We start from the raw sequence: 17,490 nt of genomic DNA, 5'->3' as shown, positions 1-17,490 counted from the left end.
CCTCAGTGTTCGGGGAGCGCGTACCGGCCGAACCAGGCCGCGGCCGCGCGCAGGGGGATGTCGATCGGCGCGAGCGCCGGGTACCAGGCCTTCTCCCACTCCAAGGAGACCCAGCCCGACCAGGACCGCAGCAGCTCGCCGCAGTCGTCCAGGGGGATCGCGCCTTCGCCGGGCGGCACCGGGGTCGGGTCGTCGCGGCCCACCGCGTCCTTGACCTGGAAGTAGCCGAGGTAGCGGCCCAGCACTTCGCGGGTGACGGCCGGTTCCTCCCCGGCGCGCCACGGGTGCACCGCGTCCCACAGCACGGCGACCAGGTCCGGGTCGCCGAACGGCTCGACGACGGCCAGAGCCGTGGCGCCGGTGGGGTGCGAATCGTGCGTCTCGACCAGCAGCCGCACCCCGGCGTCCCGCAGGTCGTCGAGGACGGCTTCGATCCTTGGCCGCGCGTCGCCGTCGCCGCCCGGGAAGACGCGCACGGCCGGCGCGCCGATCCGGTCGGCCAGGTCGATGAGCGCACGCAGCTCGTCGACCACCGGCTGGTCGGGTCCGGGGCGGGTGACCTTCGCGTACCCGGCCAGGCACGCGACGGCCAGCCCCTGGTCGTCGAGCAGGGAGCGGAGGTCGTCGACGGCCGGACCCGGAAGTCCTAAGTGGACTTCCTCGTCGGGGTGCACGCGCAGCTCCAGGCCTTCACACCCGTGCGCCAGAGCCGTGTGTGCGGCCTCCCGCACCGGGATGCCCGGCATGCCCAGCGTACTCACGGCGAACCGCCAGCCCATCCATGACCTCCTTCGTCAGCCTCCTTTGTAAGCGCTTACAGTATTGCGAGTCAAGGGTTTCAGGTGCCGTCGATCAACCGGACGGCGATGTCCGGGCTGAACGTCCCCGCGGGCACCGTCGGCGCGATGCCGCACTGGCCGTCGGACACACCGGGCGTCTTCACCCACAGAAGCAGCTCCGCGCCGCCGCCGACCTGGGCGGTGACGCCGAGCTTGCGCCCGGCCGGGTTGCACCAGTTGCCGTTGGAGCCGTTGGCGTTGCGGCTGGTGTCGATGACGAACTGCGCGCTGCCGCCGACCCCCGACTTCACGGAGCCGGCGTAGCTCACCGACTGGCTGGTGGTGTAGTAGTTCGACACGTTCACCGCGAAGCCCCGGACTTTGGCCACCCCGGCGGCCTTCAGGCGGCTCGCCATGGTCGCCGCCGCCACCCAGCCGGCGTTGCCGCCGTCGAGGTAGGCGTAGGTGTTCGGGGCCTTCTGCTTGAACATCTGCGTCGCGTACGTGAGCATCGTGTTCCGGTCGGCGATCTGCGCGCTGCTCATGCAGTCGAAGTCGCCGAGGGCGTCCGGCTCGATGATCACGACGGCCGGGTGGGTCCCGACGCCGGCCGCGAAGCTCGAGATCCACGTCTTGTACGCGCCGAGGCTCCCGGCTCCCCCACCGGACTCGCCGCCGCAGGCGTCACGGCCGGGGAGGTTGTAGGCGACCAGCACCGGCAGCTTGTCGTGGCTGTCGGCGGCACTGACGTAGCTCGCCACCGAGGTGCCAATGGCGGAGTCGTTGCCGAACCACTTCGCGATCGGCTTCGACGCGATGGACGCGTTGATCTTCGAGGCTCGCGAGTCGCCCGAATGCGACGCCACCCACTGGGCGGGCGCCGAACCCGTGTTGACGTAGAACCCGCTGGTCAGGTCGATCGGACTGGCCGCGCTCGCGGGCACCGCGGTGCCGATGAGCAAGAGTGCCGACACCGCGAGGATGCGGGCTGTCCACGGCATTGTGGACCTCCTTCTGTGAGAGGGGACTACTTACCGGCGGCGAACGCCGCGATCCAGGCGAGCGACGAGTTCCAGTTGATCGCCGTCTCGTTCGTGGAGTAGGAGAAGATGTCGTCGATGTAGCACTTCGCGGGCGCGCAGCCGGGCAGGTTCTGCTGGGCCACCGGGTCCTGCAGACCGCTGTTCGGGCCGCCGGCCAGGGAGCCCGGCGGCGGGGTGGGCAGCTTCGGGTCGAGCTGGTGGGCCCAGATCCGGCTGTGCTCGTTGGTGCTGGCCCGCTCGCCGTAGCCGGTGACGAACGACTGGTTCAGCCCGTTGCGGCCGAGCAGGTAGTCCATCGACTCGAGGACGGCGTCGCGATAGCCCGGCCGGTGCGTCAGGTCGTACGCCGTCGCGATCACCAGCGCGTTGTTGGTCGTGGAGCTGGTCGAACCCCACGGGTAGGCCGCGTCCTTGAACGGGTTCGGATAACCCTGCGAATCGATGTTCCGGACGTACCGGTCCGCGACGCTCAGCACCCGCTGCCGGGCACCCAGGACGCGATCCAGGGGGAAGCGCCACGGCAGCCGGGCGATCGTGAGGTCGGTCAACGCGCCGGTGTCGCGCCACGAGAATCCGTCGGCGGTGATCCGGCCGGTCATGGACTTCAGGTAGGTCCGGTCGCCCGTCGTCGCGTACAGCTCGGTCGCCGCCCAGGAGAACTCGTCGGTGACGTCCGTGTCGTCGTACGCGCCGCCGCCGACGCTGTCCTCGTCGGGTGCGTAGATCGCCGGGTGGGCGAGCGCGGCCTGCCACGCCGTCTTCGCCGCGGCCAGGCATTTCGCCGCGAACGCGCGGTCGTAGGGCTGCCAGACGCGGGCGCACTGGGCGGCCGCGGCGGCCAGGTTGAGCGTCGCCGCGGTGGACGGCGCGTGCAGGTACCGGGGCTGCGCGTCGGCCTGGGGCTGGGTCGGCAGTGCCGTCCAGGCGAGGTCGTGGATCTTGTGGTGCGCCATGCCCGCGAGGGGCTGCCCGGCCGGGACCTGCATCTTGAGCAGGAACTCGACCTCCCAGCGGGACTCGTCGAGCACGTCGGGGACGCGGTTGCCCGCCTCGGGCACCTTCAGCAGGCCGTCCTTCAGGCTCGCCCAGTCCCCTGTGGACAGCGAGCGCTCGTAGCTGTCCATGAGCTGCCACGCGGCCAGCGCGCCGTTGACGACGTACTTGCCCTGGTCGCCGGCGTCGTACCAGCCGCCGCTGACGTCGAGGGAGTAGTCGCAGGTGCCGGGCAGGCAGGGCACGGACGTGTCGCCCTTGTTGGGCGCGACGCCGAGGTGGCCCGCGGGGCGGGCGTAGGCCTCCCCGACGTAGGCGGCGTCGATCGGGGTGCCGCTGCGGACGAGGTAGAAGTACTCCAGCGAGTCCTTGCGCAGGCCGTCGTACGGGTTGCGCGAGATGTCGAAGGGCTCACTGACCGCGGACCCGACAGCGAGGGTATAGCCGGTCCCCTCCTTGCGGTAGTCGCCGAAGTCCGCGAGGTGGACGTGGTCGCCGGATGCGGCGTCGTTCCCCTGCACCTGGGTCCGGCCCTTCTTCACGACTTTGCCCGTGCTGTCGCGAAGTTGCCACGGGACCGGCCGGGTCGAAGCGTCCACGATGGACGCCTGCTTCGGCCCGGACACCGCGTACCCGAGCTGGTTGACCCGCACGGGTGAGCCGTAGTCCTTGCCCCCGCCCGGCGCGATGCCGCCGCCGGTGAGCGAGACGTCGTCGACGCAGAACGTGTACGCCTTGGTGGCACCGCCGAACTGGAAGTTCACCTGGCCGCGCAGGGTGGACAGGCTGGAGTTGCCGGTGAAGGTGAACGTCTTCGGGGTGCTCATGACCGCGGCGGCCTTCGAGAACATCGTCGTGCTCGGGGCGACCGCGAGGCCGAGGCCGGCGCGGATCGTGACGTCGGCCGACGCCGTCGCGGTGAAGCGCAGCGTGTACGGCTGGCCCGCCTCCAGGGGGATGTCGTTTTCGCCGAGCATCGAGTCCCACGGGTTGACCGTGCCGGCGGGGACGTCGGCGCACAGGCGGCCGGCGTCGATGCGGGACGGGGTGGTCCCGCTGCTCCACCACGGGGCTTTGGTGGTGTCGAAGGTGCCGTTGAGCACGCGTTCGTACGGCGCGTCGGCGTGCGCGGCCGGGGCCGGCGACACGACGAGCACGACGGGCAAACAGGCCGCTAGGAGCCTGGGTCTTACGGACATACCGGTTCTCCTGAGGATCGAAACGGGGATCGAGGAGACCGGCACGCCACAGCGTCAGTGCGGGATGGTGCGCCCCGGACGGCCGGTGTGTCAACTGTCCCGGGCTCTTGACAGCTGCCTCTTCACAACCGCGCCGACTCCGGGTTACAGTTCTGTAAGCGCTTCCAATTCTGGCGCAAGCCAGCCAGCGTTCCACCGGCACAGCCGCAGCGTCGCAGCAGGTGAAGGTGTTTTCACAAAGTCGTGATGTAGGCCGTTCGGGCTGTTAGCGGTTCCGGAAACGGCCTCGCAAGTGGAGGATTTCATGCCTGCCAGACTCAGGCGGACACTGCTGGCCACCGCCATGGCCGCCACCCTCGCCGCCGCCGCGGCCTGCGGCGGCGCGAGCGACGATCAGCAGAGCGCGTCCGGCCCGGTCACCCTTGTGGTGAAGACGTTCAGCCAGTTCGGCTACGACGCCCTGTACAAGCAGTACGAGGCGAGCCACCCGGGCGTGACGATCAAGGAAGAGAACATCGGGAAGCTGGGTGATTACACACCCAAGCTCCAGCAGTGGATGACCGCGGGATCCGGAGCCGGCGACGTCGTCGCGCTCGAAGAGGGCATCATCAGCCAGTACATCGCGAAGCCGGACAAGTTCGTCAACCTCCTGGCCAAGGGCGCGGACTCCCTCAAGCCGGACTACCTCGACTGGAAGTGGAACCAGGCCCTGACCTCGGACGGGAAGACGCTGATCGGGCTCGGCACCGACATCGGCGCCCAGGGGATGTGCTACCGCAAGGACCTGTTCCAGAAGGCCGGCCTGCCGGTCGACCGCGACCAGGTCGGTGCTCTGTGGCCGACCTGGGACGCCTACCTGGCTACGGGAAAGCGCTTTCTCACCGCGAACACCGGCGCGAAGTTCTACGACTCCTCCAGCGGCATGTACCAGAACATCCTGATGCAGCAGGGTGATCACACGTACTACGACAAGGCCAACACCTTCGTCGCGGACAGCAACCCCGCGGTGCGCAGCGCCTACGACCAGGCCGTCGGGATGATCCAGGCCGGGCTGTCGGCGAACCTCGACCAGTACAGCCCGCAGTGGAACGCCGGATTCAAGAAGGGCACGTTCGCCACCATCGCGTGCCCGTCGTGGATGCTCGCGACCATCCAGAAGCAGGCCGGCCCGGAGAACGCCGACAAGTGGGACGTCGCCAAGGTGCCGGGCAACGGCGCGGTGCGCGGCGGCTCGTTCCTCGGTGTCCCGAAGCAGAGCAAGCACCAGGACCAGGCCGTCGAGCTGGTGAAGTTCCTGACCAGCGCGAAGGGCCAGATCGGCGCGTTCGGAGCGAAGGGCAACTTCCCGTCGTCGCCGCAGGCCATCGACGACCCGGTCGTCCAGGGGCTGACCAACGCCTACTTCGGCAACGCGCCGGTCGGGAAGATCTTCGGCGCCAGCGCGAAAGCCGTGAAGCCGGTGTACCTCGGCCCGGCGAACGTCGCCATCGGCGACCGGTTCACCAACGCGCTGCTCGCCGTCGAACAGGGCAAGCTCCAGCCCGCCGAGGCGTGGGCGAAAGCCATCGACGAAGCCCGGCGCCTGGTCAAGTAGGCCGCCGGGCGGGGCGCGCGCTCAGCCCGCGCGTCCCGTCCGGCCTCCATTAAGGACACCCAGTTGGTCACCCAGCAACGGCCCCGCGCGGCCGCGAAACCCCCGGCGCCGCCGCGCCCGCGGGAACGCGGCAGCCTGCTGTCCCGGTGGGACCTCAAGGCCTCGCCGTACCTGTACATCGCCCCGTTCTTCCTCATCTTCGCGGTCTTCGGCCTGTTCCCGCTGCTCTACACGGCGTGGGTCTCCTTGCACAACTGGGACCTGGGCGGGGACGGCGGGTTCATCGGCCTCGACAACTACGCCACCCTCTTCGGCGACCCCGACTTCTGGAACGCCGTCGGCAACACCCTCGGCATGCTGGTGCTGGCCACCGTGCCGCAGCTGCTGCTCGCGCTGGTCGTCGCCGCACTGCTGAACCAGCAGCTGCGGGCCCGGCTGCTGCTGCGGATGGGCGTGCTGCTGCCGATCGTCACGTCGGTGGCCGCGGTCGGCATCGTGTTCAGCCAGATCTTCGACCGCGACGCGGGCATGGTCAACGGCCTGCTGCACCTGGTCGGCGTCACCCCGATCGACTGGCGCGCCGACAAGTGGTCGTCCTGGATCGCCATCTCGACCATGGTCGACTGGCGCTGGACCGGCTACAACTCGCTGATCTACCTGGCCGCGATGCAGTCGATCCCGCGTGAGCTCTACGAAGCGGCCACCGTGGACGGCGCGTCCAAGATCCGCCAGTTCCGCAGCATCACGGTGCCGATGATCCGCCCGGCGATCGTGTTCACGGTGATCATGTCGACCATCGCCGGCATGCAGCTGTTCACCGAGCCGCTGATCTTCGGGCAGGGCACCTACGCCATCTCCGGCGGCTCGCTGCGCCAGTTCCAGACGGTCTCGATGTACATGTTCGAGAAGGCCTTCCGCGACGCCGACCTCGGCTACGGCTCGGCCATCGCGTGGATGATCTTCCTGCTCATCACCATCCTCGCGGTCATCAACTTCCTCATCACCCGGAGGTCGTCGAAGTGATGCGGAAGACCTCACCCCTGGTCTACGTCACGCTGCTGGCCGGGATCGCGCTCTCGGCGTTCCCGCTGTACTGGCTGTTCGTGGTGGCCACCCGGACCAACGACATCGTCGGCGACTGGCCGCCGCCGCTCCTGCCCGGCGGCAACCTGTTCGGCAACATCGGCCGGCTGTTCTCCGCCGAGGACGCGAACTTCCTGCTGGGCATGGTGAACTCGGCGATCGCGTCGGTCGTCGTCACCGTCTCCGTCGTCTTCTTCAGCACCCTGGCCGGGTTCGCCTTCGCCAAACTGCGCTTCCGCGGCCGCAACGGGCTGCTGGTGGTCATCCTCGGCACGATGATGATCCCGGTGCAGATGGGCATCATCCCGCTGTACATGATCATGGTGCAGCTGGGCTGGCAGAACCGGCTGCAGGCCGTCATCGTGCCGTTCCTCGTCTCCGCGTTCGGCGTGTTCATGATGCGGCAGTACGCCGAGCGCTCGGTGCCGGACGAGCTGATCGAGGCCGCCCGCATCGACGGCTGCTCGACGTTCCGGATCTACCTCACGGTCGTGCTGCCCGCGCTGCGGCCGGGCGCGTCGGTGCTCGCCCTGTTCACGTTCATGAGCACCTGGAACGAGTTCCTCTGGCCGATCGCGGTGCTGGAGAACGACAACCCGACCGTGCAGTTCTCCCTCAACCAGCTGTCCACGAGCTACTACACCGACTACACGCTGATGTTCGCGGGCGCGCTCGTCGCCTGCGTCCCGCTGCTGCTGGTCTTCCTGGCCTTCGGCAAGCAGATCATCGGCGGCATCATGGAAGGAGCGGTCAAGGCGTGAGCACGTTCGAACCCGGTTTTCTCTGGGGCGCGGCGACGTCGAGCTACCAGATCGAGGGCGCGACGGCCGAGGACGGACGCGGACCGTCCATCTGGGACACCTTCGCCGCGACTCCGGGCAAGGTCGACCGCGGCGACACCGGCGACGTCGCCGCCGACCACTACCACCGCTACCGCGACGACGTCGCGCTCATGAAGGACCTCGGCCTCGGCGCCTACCGGTTCTCGGTCGCCTGGCCGCGGATCCAGCCGGCCGGGTCCGGCGCGGTCGAGCAGCGCGGCCTCGACTTCTACCGGCGACTGGCCGACACGCTGCTGGAGCAGGGCATCCAGCCGTGGCCGACGCTCTACCACTGGGACCTGCCCCAGCCTCTCGAAGACGCCGGGGGCTGGCCGAACCGCGACACCGCGCAGCGGTTCGCCGACTACGCGGCGATCGTGCGCGACGCGCTCGCCGACCGCGTCCACCACTGGACGACGCTGAACGAGCCGTGGTGCTCGGCGTTCCTCGGGTACGCCACCGGGCGGCACGCGCCGGGCCGGCGGGAGCCCGCGGCCGCGGTGCGCGCCGCCCACCACCTGCTGCTGGCCCACGGCCTGGCCGCGGAGGCCATGCCGGACAGCACGGTGGGCCTCACGCTGAACCTGACGCACGTCTCCCCCGCGTCCCGCGCCGAACCCGACCTCGACGCGGCCCGGCGGATCGACGGTATGCAGAACCGGCTGTTCCTCGACCCGGTGCTGCTCGGCGAATACCCCGCCGACATGCAGGCGGACCTGGCCGGGGTGACGTCGTTCGACCACGTGCTCCCGGGTGACCTGAAGACCATCTCGGCGCCGCTCGATTTCCTCGGCGTCAACTACTACTCCCCCATGCTCGTCGCCGGTGGTGGTGCGCCGCGGCCGTCCGCGTACGTCGGCTCGGACCGGGTCACGCAGGTCGACGGCGGGCGGCCCCGGACGTCGATCGGCTGGGAGATCGACGCGGGCGGGCTGCTGTCGCTGTTGACGCGGCTGAACCGGGACTATCCGGCCATCCCGCTGTACGTCACGGAAAACGGCGCGGCCTTCGACGAGCCCGTGCACGACCGGGCGCGAGTCGCCTATCTGGACGGTCATCTGCGGGCCTGCGCGGCCGCGATCGACCGGGGTGTGCCGCTCGAGGGGTATTTCGCGTGGTCGCTGCTCGACAACTTCGAATGGTCCTACGGGTACGCGCAGCGCTTCGGGCTGGTGCACGTCGACTACGAGACGCAGGAGCGCACCCTGAAGGACAGTGCCCGCTGGTACGCCGGCGTCATCGCCCGGCAGGGACTGTGAGCGCTTACAGGCTTGTTAAGCTGACCGTCCGATCAATCTGGGGGAGGCGAGCACGATGAGCAACCGGCCGTCGACGCTCGAGGAAGTGGCGCGCCTGGCCGGGGTGTCCACGGGCACCGTGTCCCGGGTGATCAACAACGCCCCGCACGTCAGCCAGAAGTCGCGCGAAGCGGTGCAGCGGGCGATCGAAGAGCTCGGGTACGTGCCGAACACGGCCGCCCGGTCGCTGGCCACCGCCCGCCGCGGCGCCGTCGTGCTGGCCATCTCCAGCGACGACCCGGCCCTGTTCGCCAACCAGTTCTTCGCCGAGGTGATCGCCGGGGTCAACGCCGTCATCGAGGAGACCGACCTCCAGCTGATGCTGGTGCTCGCCGCCTCCGAACGCGGCCGCTCGCGGCTGACGCGGATCCTGCAGTCGCGCGCCGCCGACGGCGTCATGCTGCTGGCGCTGCGGGAGAACGACCCGCTGTCGAAGATCGCCGACGAGGGCCAGGTGCCGGTCGTGCACGGCGGCCGTTCGCTTGACCGCACGCCCCAGCACTACGTCGACGCCGACAACCGCGGCGGCGCGCGGCAGGCGGTCGAGTACCTGGTTTCCCTGGGACGGCAACGGATCGCGACGATCACCGGCCAGACCGACCAGCACGCCGGCGTCAACCGGTACCTGGGGTACCGGGAGGCCCTGGCGCTCGCCGCGCTGCCCGATCACCGCGTCACGCACGGCGACTTCAGCGAGGCCAGCGGTGTCGAGGGGATGGCGCGGCTCCTCGACGAGCACCCCGACCTGGACTCGGTGTTCGTCGCCTCGGACGCGATGGCGGCCGGGGCGCTGAGGGTCCTGCGCGAACGGGGGCTTTCGGTGCCGGAGGACGTCGCGGTGGTCGGGTTCAACGACATCGTCACCGCGCAGCACACCCACCCCGCGCTGACCACCGTCCGCCAGCCCATCGAGGCGCTCGGCCGCGAGATGACGCGGATGCTGGTCCGGCTGATCGACGGTGAGAAGCCGACGTCGCTGATCCTGCCGACCGAGCTGGTGGTCCGCGAGTCCGCCTGAGCCGGTCATCCGGCCGTCACCTCGAGGGGATCGAAGCGGATCCGGACGGTGAAGCCGTCGGGCCAGCGGATCTCCGTGCCGTCGGCGGTGACCTCCGCTCCCCCGGCTCCGAGCACCGCGTGGGCGACGAAGATCGCCGTGCCCTCGGCGGGGCCGGTGAGCCGGGCCAAGGTCACCCAGGGGGTGTACGCGGTGCCGTGCGGCGCGCGGACCTCGTCCTGCCCGGTCCAGCCGATGAGCGGTTTCAGCACGGAGTCCGCGGCCCAGCCGGTCTGCTCGGCGCTCGCTCCCGGCGGGGCGCCGAGCACGCGGTGGACGCGCACCTCGTCGTGCCCGCGCGCCACGGTGACGCTTTCCACGCGCAACCCGGGGACCGCCGCCGTCTGGAAGATCGGCCGGTGCCAGGACGCGGCCCAGCCCCAGCCGTCTCCCTGGCCCGCGCCGAGGGGGTGGATCCGGCGGCGGACGCTGCGCACTCCCCCGACGACGACGGCGAAGTGGTTGTCGGCGGCGTTGTCCTTCGCGGTGGGGCCGGTGTGGGTGGAGTAGGCGAACCGGCCGTAGTGCGGGTCGTGGCCGGCCGCTGATTCGGCTTCGTGGGGCCTCAGGTGGTCGCTGCCGTGGTTGTGCAGCCGGACGACGCCGTCCACCTTCTGCAGCAGGAAGCCCGCTGCGGGCTCAGCGCGGATCGTGTCCGCGTCTTCCGACTCCTCAGTGGACGTCCACAGTGGATGATCTTCCGGGGCGAGCAGGCAGACGAACGCCTTGGACGCCCAGTACGGCGAGCCCGGTCCCGAGTAGAACTGCGTGGTCGGCGCGTGCGGGCCGTGCCAGCCGAGGCTCAGGATTCCGTGGTCGTCGACGGCGCCGCGGTCGAGGAAGTACTTGAGCGCGCCGCTGAGCAGGCGTCGGGACACGCCGGGACGCAGTGGGGTGTCGCCGGTGACCGCGCCGAGGCCGATCGCCGACACGGCGGCGAAGCGGTAGGTCAGGGACCGTCCGAAGTGGAGTGGTGCGCCGTCGCTGCCGAACCACAGTTTCAGGGTGTCCAGGTGCTCGCTCAGCCGGTCGCCGTGGTGCGTCGGCTTCCCGGCGAGGTGGGCGTCCAGGACCGGGTAGAGGTGGAGGGCCCAGCCGTTGTAGTAGTCGAACGCGCGGCCGTCGCCGTCGGCGTACCAGCCGTCGCCGCGGTACCAGCCCTCCAGGAGTCCGAGCGCGCGGTCTCGGGCCTGCGCGGTCTCGGCGTCGCCGCGGCCGACGTCGTCGAGGAAGCCGGCGACGGTGAACGGGAACAGGTACCAGTTGTTCGGCGCCGGGGTGTGCCGTAGCGCCCCGCGCAGCCACTCTTCGACGCGGTCTTGTGTGTCGGGTTCGAGGTGGTCCCAGAGCCAGGGGCGGGTCAGGCGGAGCCCGAGTGCGATGGACGCGGACTCGACCATCGGCTGCCCGGCGACATCGTGCCCGAGGATCAGCGGCCACGACTCGGCGTCGTCGCGGCCCGGGGTGCGGGTGCCCGCGTCGAGGCCTTCGGCGTAACGCTCCAGCCAGTTGTGGGGGTCGCCGCCTCCGGCTACGCGGAAGGCGGCGGCCAGGAAGGTCCGGGCGAAGCCTTCGAGACCGTCCGAACGGACGCCGCTGGCCGACGCGGGTCCGGGCAGGTCGAGCCGTGCTCTCCGGGGGCTCGCCCACCGCCAGGCGGCGGCGAGGAGGCCGTCCGCGGCGGCGACCCAGTGGTCGCGCGTGTAGCCGGTGTGCGGGCTCAGGGTGCGATCCTCGGGTGGTAGCTTCACGCGATCAGTCCCATCCGGTCGCGGTGCAGGGGGTGGGCGAAGCCGTCGCCGGCCGCCCAGCGGGTGACCTCGGCGACGGCCAGCGCGGCCAGCCGGCCCATTTCGTTGCCCTGCGAGCCCGCCAGGTGCGGGGTGATCAGCACATTGGCGTCGTCCCAGAGCGGGTGCCCCGGCGGCAGGACCTCGGGCTCGGTGACGTCGAGGATCGCGCGGATCCGTCCGGCACCGGTGGCCTCGGCGAGGGCGTCCTGGTCGACGACGGCGCCGCGGGCGGTGTTGATCAGCACGGCGTCGGGACGCATCAAGCCGAGCAGCTCCCGGCTGACCAGGCCGCGGGTTTCGGGCAGCAGGGGCGTGTGGACGCTGACGACGTCGCTGCGTCCGAACAGCTCGGCCAGGCCCACCCGCTCGGCTCCCTCGACGTCGGTCACGTACGGATCATGCACCAGTATCCGCAGGTCGTGGGGTCGCAGCAGCTCGATCACCCGGCGGCCGATCATCGACGCGGAGAGGATGCCGACCGTCCGCCGGTAGTTGCCGACGTCCCGGCGCCAGTCGTCGCGGGTGCGGCTTTGCCGGTAGTCGCGAGCGCGTTCGAGCACGCGTTTGCCCGACAGCAGGATCATGGCGAGGGTGTACTCGGCGACCGGCACCGCGTTGGCCGCGGCCGCCGACGTCACCTCGATGCCGCGGTCCCAGCAGGCGTCGGTGACGTGCGCGCGGACCGACCCGGCGGTGTGGACGATCGCCCGCAGCTTCGGGGCAGCGGCGAGCGCGGCGGCGTCCAGAGGCGGGCAGCCCCAGCCGGTGACCAGCAGCTCGACGTCCCGCAGCGGGGCGCCCGCGAAGTCGTCGATCACCCCATCGGCGAGGTCGACGAGGCCGCGCAGCTTGGTCAGCGTTTCGTCGTCGAGGACGGCGTGGGCCGCGTCCCGGCTCATCGCGAGGGCGGCGCGGATCACTTGACGGCTCCCGCGGTGAGGCCGGAGCGCCAGAAGCGTTGCAGCAGAACGAAAGCCAGCAACAGTGGGAGTACGGCCAGCAGCGAGCCCATGATGACGACGGGGTAGTACTCGGGTGACACGGTGGCCGAGCTGTTCCAGGTGTAGAGGCCGAGGCTGACCGGGTAGAGCTTCTGGTCCGAGAGCATCACCATGGGCAGGAAGAAGTTGTTCCAGATCGCGGTGAGCTGGAACAGGAACACGGTGACCACGCCGGGGCCGAGCATCCTCAGCGAGACGCGGAAATACGTCTTCAGCTCGCCGGCGCCGTCGATGCGGGCGGCCTCCAGGACCTCGTCCGGGACGTAACCCTGGCTGAACACCCGGCCGAGGTAGACGCCGAACGGGTTGAACAGCACCGGCACGAACACCGCCCACGGCGTGCCGACGAGCCCGGTGCCCGAGGCCATCAGGTACAGCGGCAGCGCGAGCACCGTCTGCGGCACCATCACCGCCGCGAGCACCAGGCCGAAGAGCTTTTCCTTGTGCTTGAAGCGGTACTTGTCGAAGGCGTACCCGCAGGCGATGCTGATCAGCGAGCTGAGCGCGCCGCCGACGACGGCGTAGAAGAGGCTGTTGGCGTACCAGCGGCCGTAGATGCCCTTGTCCATCGCGAAGAGGTCTTTGAGGTTGTCCAGCGGGGAGAACCCGTTCCAGGACAGGAGATCGCTGCCGAAGAGCGCGTCGCCGTTCTTGGTGGCCGCGAGGACGAGCCACAGCACCGGCAGGAGCGTGTAGAGCACGGAGATCCCGACGACGGTGTTGACGGCCGTGCGGCTGAGCAGCTTCACGGGTTCACCTCCCGGGTGCGGTTGGTCCAGCGCGTCACGCCGTAGGAGAGCGCGATCGTGCAGGCGAGGAGGATCACGGACGCGGCCGCGGCGAGGCCGTAGTTGTTGCGGGTGAACGCGGCGTCGTAGATGTACATGCTCGGCGAGAAGCGCGCGGTGATCACCGGCGTGGACTGCGAAAGCAGCATCGGCTCGGTGAACAGCTGCAGGGACCAGATGAGCGTGAAGAGCACGACCATCACGACGCTCGAACGGATCAGCGGGGTCTTGATGCGCAGGGCGGTGCGGACGGGTCCGGCGCCGTCGACCACCGCGGCTTCGAGCACTTCGCGCGGCACGGCTTGCAGGGCGGCGTAGAAGATGACGACGTTGTAGCCGAGGTTGCTCCACAGCGCGATGTTCACGATCGCCGGGAGGACGGCGTGGAACCCGAGGAAGTCGACGGTGAGCCCGGCTTTGCCGAGGACGTCGACGACCGGGCTGAGGCCGGGCGTGTAGAGGTAGAGCCAGATGATCGCGGCGATGATCCCGGGCACGGCGTGTGGCAGGAAGAGCCCGAGCCGCGCGAGCGACTTGAGCCGCGCGGCGGCGGAGTCGAGCAGCAGCGCGAGTCCGAGGGATGCGACGACCAGCAGCGGCAGGTAGATCAGGCAGTAGAGGGCGATGACGCCGAGTCCACTGAGGAAGGTCGGATCGCCGAGGACGGCGAGGTAGCTGCGCAGGCCCACGAAGACGCTGTGTTCGGGGCCGAAGCCGAGGCCGGGCTCGTCGGCGCCGAAGAAGCTCAGCCAGACGGCGGTCCCGACGGGCACGAGAAAGACGGCGATCAGGAGAACGAAGAAGGGCGCCATGAGCACGGCAGCGGCGGAACGTTCCCGGTCCCTCCGGCGAGGGGTCGCGGTCTTGGCGGGCGGGTTCGCGGGGCGGGTCAGGGTGGCGGTCATCGACGACCTCCGGTCAGCGGGGTTCGGTCGGGAGCCGGAAGTCTTGTCGGCATCGGAAGCGCCCTCAGCTTTCGTGCTCGGTCGTGGCCAGGCCCAGCGCCACCAGGTCCGGCATCGTTGCCTTCTGCGCGTCGCGGACCGCGTCCAGTACCGTGCCCTGGCCCGCCCCTGCCCGCGCGAAACCGTCCTGCAACACCCGCTGCGTCGCGCTCATCCGGGGGCCCCAGACCCAGCCGTCGCGGATCAGGCGCGCCTGCTCGTCGAACAGGCGGTAGATGTCCTGGCCGCCGTAGTACGAGCGGTCGAACGCCTGGCCGCCCACCTCGACCAGCGCCGGCGCCGCCGGGTACTGGCTGCTCGTGCCGCTCGACAGCCTGGCTCGCAACGCGTCCGGGTGGGAGACCTGCCACTCGATGAACTCCATCGCCGCCTCCGGGTTCGCGCAGTCCTTGGTGACGGCGAACGTCGAGCCGCCGTGCGTGCCGACCGCCGGGTGGGCAGGGTCCCACTGCGGCAGCGGCGCGATCGCCCACTTGCCCTTCTGGCCGGGCCGCGCCTTCATCTGCGCGCCCGCGTCCCACGCGCCGCTGAGCCGGGCCGGCACCAGGCCCTGGCCGATCTGCGCGTCGCTCTGCCGGCCCGACGACGGGTTGGTGAAGACCAGGCCGTCCTCGATCAAGCCTTGCCAGTACGCGGAAACGCGCTGGGTCGCGGCGTCGGCGAGCGAGACGTTCCACGCGCCCGCCGACGTGTCGAACCAGCGTGCCCCGGCCTGCCACGCGAACGCGGCGAACTGCGTGGCGCCGTCGGTCGGGAACACCGCGATCCGGCGGCGGCCGTCACGGATCCGGCGGGCCGCCTCCGCGAACTCGTCCCACGTCCGGGGAATCGGGCCGGGGAACAGATCCGAGCGGTAGTGCAGCACCATCGGCTCGACGTCGAGCGGGACGGTGAACACCCGGCCCGCGAACGTCGTCAGCCGCAACGCCTGCGGCAGCAGTTTCGCACGGAGCCGATCGCTCACCAGGTCCGTGATGTCGCGGGCGACGCCGTCGATCGCGAAACCGGGCACCTGCGGGTATTCGATCGTGGCGACGTCGGGGGCGTTGCCGGCGCGGGCCGCGTTGCTCAGCTTCGCGTAGCCGCCCTGGTCGCCGGACGGGATCTGCTGGAAGTCGACGCGGATTCGGTGCTGCGTACGGTTGAACGCGTCCACGACCTCCTGGCTGCCGCGCAACGCCGACCAGAACGTGATCCGCGTCGGGCCACCGGAACCGCCGGGCGCCGAGCACGCGGCCGCCAGGGGCAGGGCCAGGCTCGCGGCCAGCACGGCACGGCGGCTTGCGGGCATCGTCGCCTCCTGTGGTGCGTTTCGGGGACGCCCACAGTCTGATCACCTGAACGTTTTTCGGTCAATATTTCCGTTCAACTCGGTCAAACGATCGGGTCGAACTCCGGATCTTCAACTCGGGCAGCACCGCGAGCCGACGCGCCGGCCCGGCTTCCGCGCCGAGCCGTTCGAGCAGCAGCCCGGCCGCGAGCCGGCCCACTTCGGCCTTGGCCGGCGCGACCGCGGTCAGCGGCGGGCTCCCCAGCGCGGCGACGACGTCGTCGTAGGCCACGACCGAACAGTCCCGCGGCACCGCGATCCCGGCCTCGGCCAGCTGCCGCACCAGCATCAGGGCGTCGACGTCGCCGTGCATGACCACACCGGAAGTCCCGCGCTCGCGCACGACGTCGGCCAACGGCGGCCCGTCGGCGGCCGGGCCGACACCCGCGTCCGGCGCGCTGAGCACGACCGCCGTGTCCTCGACCTCCGGCCGCGCGGCGCAGATCTCGGCGAAGGCGGCGCGCAACGCCCGCGCCGTCGGACTGTCGTCGCGCGCGGCCAGCACCAGCCGCCGGTGCCCGAGCGCCACCAGGTGCGTCACCGCGAGGTGCATGCCGAACCAGTGATCCGTGCACACGGAATCCCGCGCGTGCAAAGCACTTCCCCGGCGAGGACGGCGTTCCAGCAGGACCACGGGCACGTCGGCGCCGGCCAGCCAGCCGTCGTCCGCGGCTTCGGCCTCGACGGTACGCCAGCGCGGCGCGATCAGCAGTCCCCGGACGTCGCCGCCGGCGAGCGCGCGCTCCACGATCGGCCGTTCCGCACCCGCGACCTGCGGCGCCGGGTGCAGCACGATCCGCGCGCCGGCCTCCTCCAGCGCGGCGCGGGCGCCGTGCACGACCTCGTTGAGGTAGGCGTGCCGCTCGGGCACGACCAGCGCGACGACCCCGGTGCCCCGCTCCCCCGGAACCGGCGCCTGCCGCATCGGCACCAACGACCGCGCAACACCGTGACCTCGGCGAAGCCGGCCGGCTCGGGCGAGGTCCTCGACGTCCCGGCGCGCGGTGATCACCGAGACCTCCAGCTCGGCGGCGAGATCGGTGACCCGCACCTCGCCCCGCGCCTCGACCACGGCCAGGACCCGCTGGCGCCGGTCCGCACCCGTCTCCCGCATCACGCCACCCTGACTGCTCGTTTGACCGTTTGAGCGAGCATAGCGATCAGGTAGCGAGCCGGCAGCGTCCCGGCATGCCGCTCTTCCCCGGTGGCGCAGGGTCTATCGTTCCGCCATGTTCGATCGCCTCCGCACCAACACCCGCGCCGCCGCACTGCTGGCGGACGTGTTCGACTTCGACATCACCCGCCTCGACCCCGTCGAACCGGTGCGGCTGGCGTCGGGCGGCGAGCTGCGCGTGGTCGCCGGCGACGCCTCGGGCGGCACGTTCTTCGTGTGCGACGACGGACCTGTGCTCTACGCCGATTCCGAAGGCGGGGCCGGGATCGTCGCCGCCGACCCGGACGCCGTGATCCGCCTGGTCGTCGGTGTGCCGACCTGGCACGACGTCGTGTCGGACGCGCCTGACGTCAGCGCGATGCGCGCCTCCTTCGAATCTTCTTACGCCGAGCTGAAGGCGGACGAGCCGCGGATCGACCAGCTCCGCGCCGAGGTCAGCGCGGAGCTGGAACTCGACCAGGTCGCCGTCGAGGAGCTGCTGGCGTCGCTGAGCAGGTGCCTGACCGAACTGTCGCCCCGCTACCTGGTGCTCAGCGAAAACGGCGACGAATACGACCCCCTGTGACCGCGGG

The 17,490-nt window shown here is 70.6% G+C and carries 15 protein-coding genes; 6 read left to right on the top strand and 9 right to left on the bottom strand.

The window, feature by feature from the left end; all coding sequences use genetic code 11:
* Positions 1–2 precede the first annotated feature (2 nt).
* Genes AB0C38_RS08245 through AB0C38_RS08235 form a run of 3 tightly spaced genes read right to left on the bottom strand, consistent with a single transcriptional unit; the run spans position 3 to position 3,972 of the window.
* Positions 3–779, bottom strand: a complete 777-nt coding sequence (locus AB0C38_RS08245; RefSeq protein ID WP_360668511.1) for a sugar phosphate isomerase/epimerase family protein — start codon at positions 777–779, stop codon at positions 3–5.
* A gap of 59 nt (positions 780–838) precedes the next feature.
* On the bottom strand, positions 839–1,780 hold the full coding sequence (locus tag AB0C38_RS08240; protein WP_360668508.1) for a glycoside hydrolase family 6 protein: 942 nt from the start codon (positions 1,778–1,780) through the stop codon (positions 839–841).
* Between the two features lie 26 nt (positions 1,781–1,806).
* On the bottom strand, positions 1,807–3,972 hold the full coding sequence (locus tag AB0C38_RS08235; protein WP_360668712.1) for a glycoside hydrolase family 9 protein: 2,166 nt from the start codon (positions 3,970–3,972) through the stop codon (positions 1,807–1,809).
* Between the two features lie 346 nt (positions 3,973–4,318).
* Between AB0C38_RS08235 and AB0C38_RS08230 the strand changes: the two genes are divergently transcribed.
* The 5 genes from AB0C38_RS08230 (at position 4,319) to AB0C38_RS08210 (ending at position 9,828) form a co-directional block, all read left to right on the top strand.
* Entirely contained in the window at positions 4,319–5,608 is a 1,290-nt protein-coding gene (locus tag AB0C38_RS08230) for an extracellular solute-binding protein (protein WP_360668505.1), read from the top strand.
* A 63-nt stretch (positions 5,609–5,671) separates the two neighbouring features.
* Positions 5,672–6,631, top strand: coding sequence for a sugar ABC transporter permease (locus AB0C38_RS08225; RefSeq protein ID WP_360668502.1), 960 nt, complete (start codon positions 5,672–5,674; stop codon positions 6,629–6,631).
* Positions 6,631–7,452 (top strand): carbohydrate ABC transporter permease, encoded by an 822-nt coding sequence (locus AB0C38_RS08220; protein WP_285997258.1) that lies wholly within the window; start codon positions 6,631–6,633, stop codon positions 7,450–7,452. Before AB0C38_RS08225 ends, AB0C38_RS08220 begins: the two co-directional genes overlap by 1 nt.
* A complete protein-coding gene (locus tag AB0C38_RS08215) occupies positions 7,449–8,771 on the top strand; it encodes a GH1 family beta-glucosidase (RefSeq protein ID WP_360668498.1) in 1,323 nt (440 codons plus the stop codon). Before AB0C38_RS08220 ends, AB0C38_RS08215 begins: the two co-directional genes overlap by 4 nt.
* A 55-nt stretch (positions 8,772–8,826) precedes the next feature.
* Positions 8,827–9,828, top strand: a complete 1,002-nt coding sequence (locus AB0C38_RS08210) for a LacI family DNA-binding transcriptional regulator (RefSeq protein WP_360668495.1) — start codon at positions 8,827–8,829, stop codon at positions 9,826–9,828.
* Positions 9,829–9,833: 5 nt separating this feature from the next.
* Here the strand turns inward: AB0C38_RS08210 and AB0C38_RS08205 are convergent, their stop codons facing one another.
* From AB0C38_RS08205 to AB0C38_RS08180, 6 genes are all read right to left on the bottom strand, one after another.
* Positions 9,834–11,618, bottom strand: a complete 1,785-nt coding sequence (locus AB0C38_RS08205) for a DUF2264 domain-containing protein (protein ID WP_360668492.1) — start codon at positions 11,616–11,618, stop codon at positions 9,834–9,836.
* The gene (locus AB0C38_RS08200) at positions 11,615–12,580 is read right to left on the bottom strand and encodes a hydroxyacid dehydrogenase (protein WP_360668489.1); all 966 of its coding nucleotides are present in this window, start codon (positions 12,578–12,580) and stop codon (positions 11,615–11,617) included. Before AB0C38_RS08200 ends, AB0C38_RS08205 begins: the two co-directional genes overlap by 4 nt.
* Positions 12,577–13,410 (bottom strand): carbohydrate ABC transporter permease, encoded by an 834-nt coding sequence (locus tag AB0C38_RS08195; protein ID WP_360668486.1) that lies wholly within the window; start codon positions 13,408–13,410, stop codon positions 12,577–12,579. The genes AB0C38_RS08200 and AB0C38_RS08195 overlap by 4 nt, the downstream gene beginning before the upstream one ends.
* A complete protein-coding gene (locus tag AB0C38_RS08190; RefSeq protein ID WP_360668484.1) occupies positions 13,407–14,354 on the bottom strand; it encodes a sugar ABC transporter permease in 948 nt (315 codons plus the stop codon). The genes AB0C38_RS08195 and AB0C38_RS08190 overlap by 4 nt, the downstream gene beginning before the upstream one ends.
* Before the next feature lie 64 nt (positions 14,355–14,418).
* Positions 14,419–15,705, bottom strand: coding sequence for an extracellular solute-binding protein (locus AB0C38_RS08185; RefSeq protein WP_360668481.1), 1,287 nt, complete (start codon positions 15,703–15,705; stop codon positions 14,419–14,421).
* Positions 15,706–15,766: 61 nt separating this feature from the next.
* Positions 15,767–16,858, bottom strand: coding sequence for a substrate-binding domain-containing protein (locus tag AB0C38_RS08180; RefSeq protein WP_360668479.1), 1,092 nt, complete (start codon positions 16,856–16,858; stop codon positions 15,767–15,769).
* A 115-nt stretch (positions 16,859–16,973) separates the two neighbouring features.
* Between AB0C38_RS08180 and AB0C38_RS08175 the strand changes: the two genes are divergently transcribed.
* The gene (locus AB0C38_RS08175) at positions 16,974–17,483 is read left to right on the top strand and encodes a hypothetical protein (protein ID WP_360668476.1); all 510 of its coding nucleotides are present in this window, start codon (positions 16,974–16,976) and stop codon (positions 17,481–17,483) included.
* Positions 17,484–17,490 lie beyond the last annotated feature (7 nt).

This window comes from Amycolatopsis sp. NPDC048633 (genome assembly GCF_040650695.1).
Taxonomy (GTDB): Bacteria; Actinomycetota; Actinomycetes; order Mycobacteriales; family Pseudonocardiaceae; genus Amycolatopsis.
This window is presented reverse-complemented; position numbering and strand designations above follow the sequence as displayed.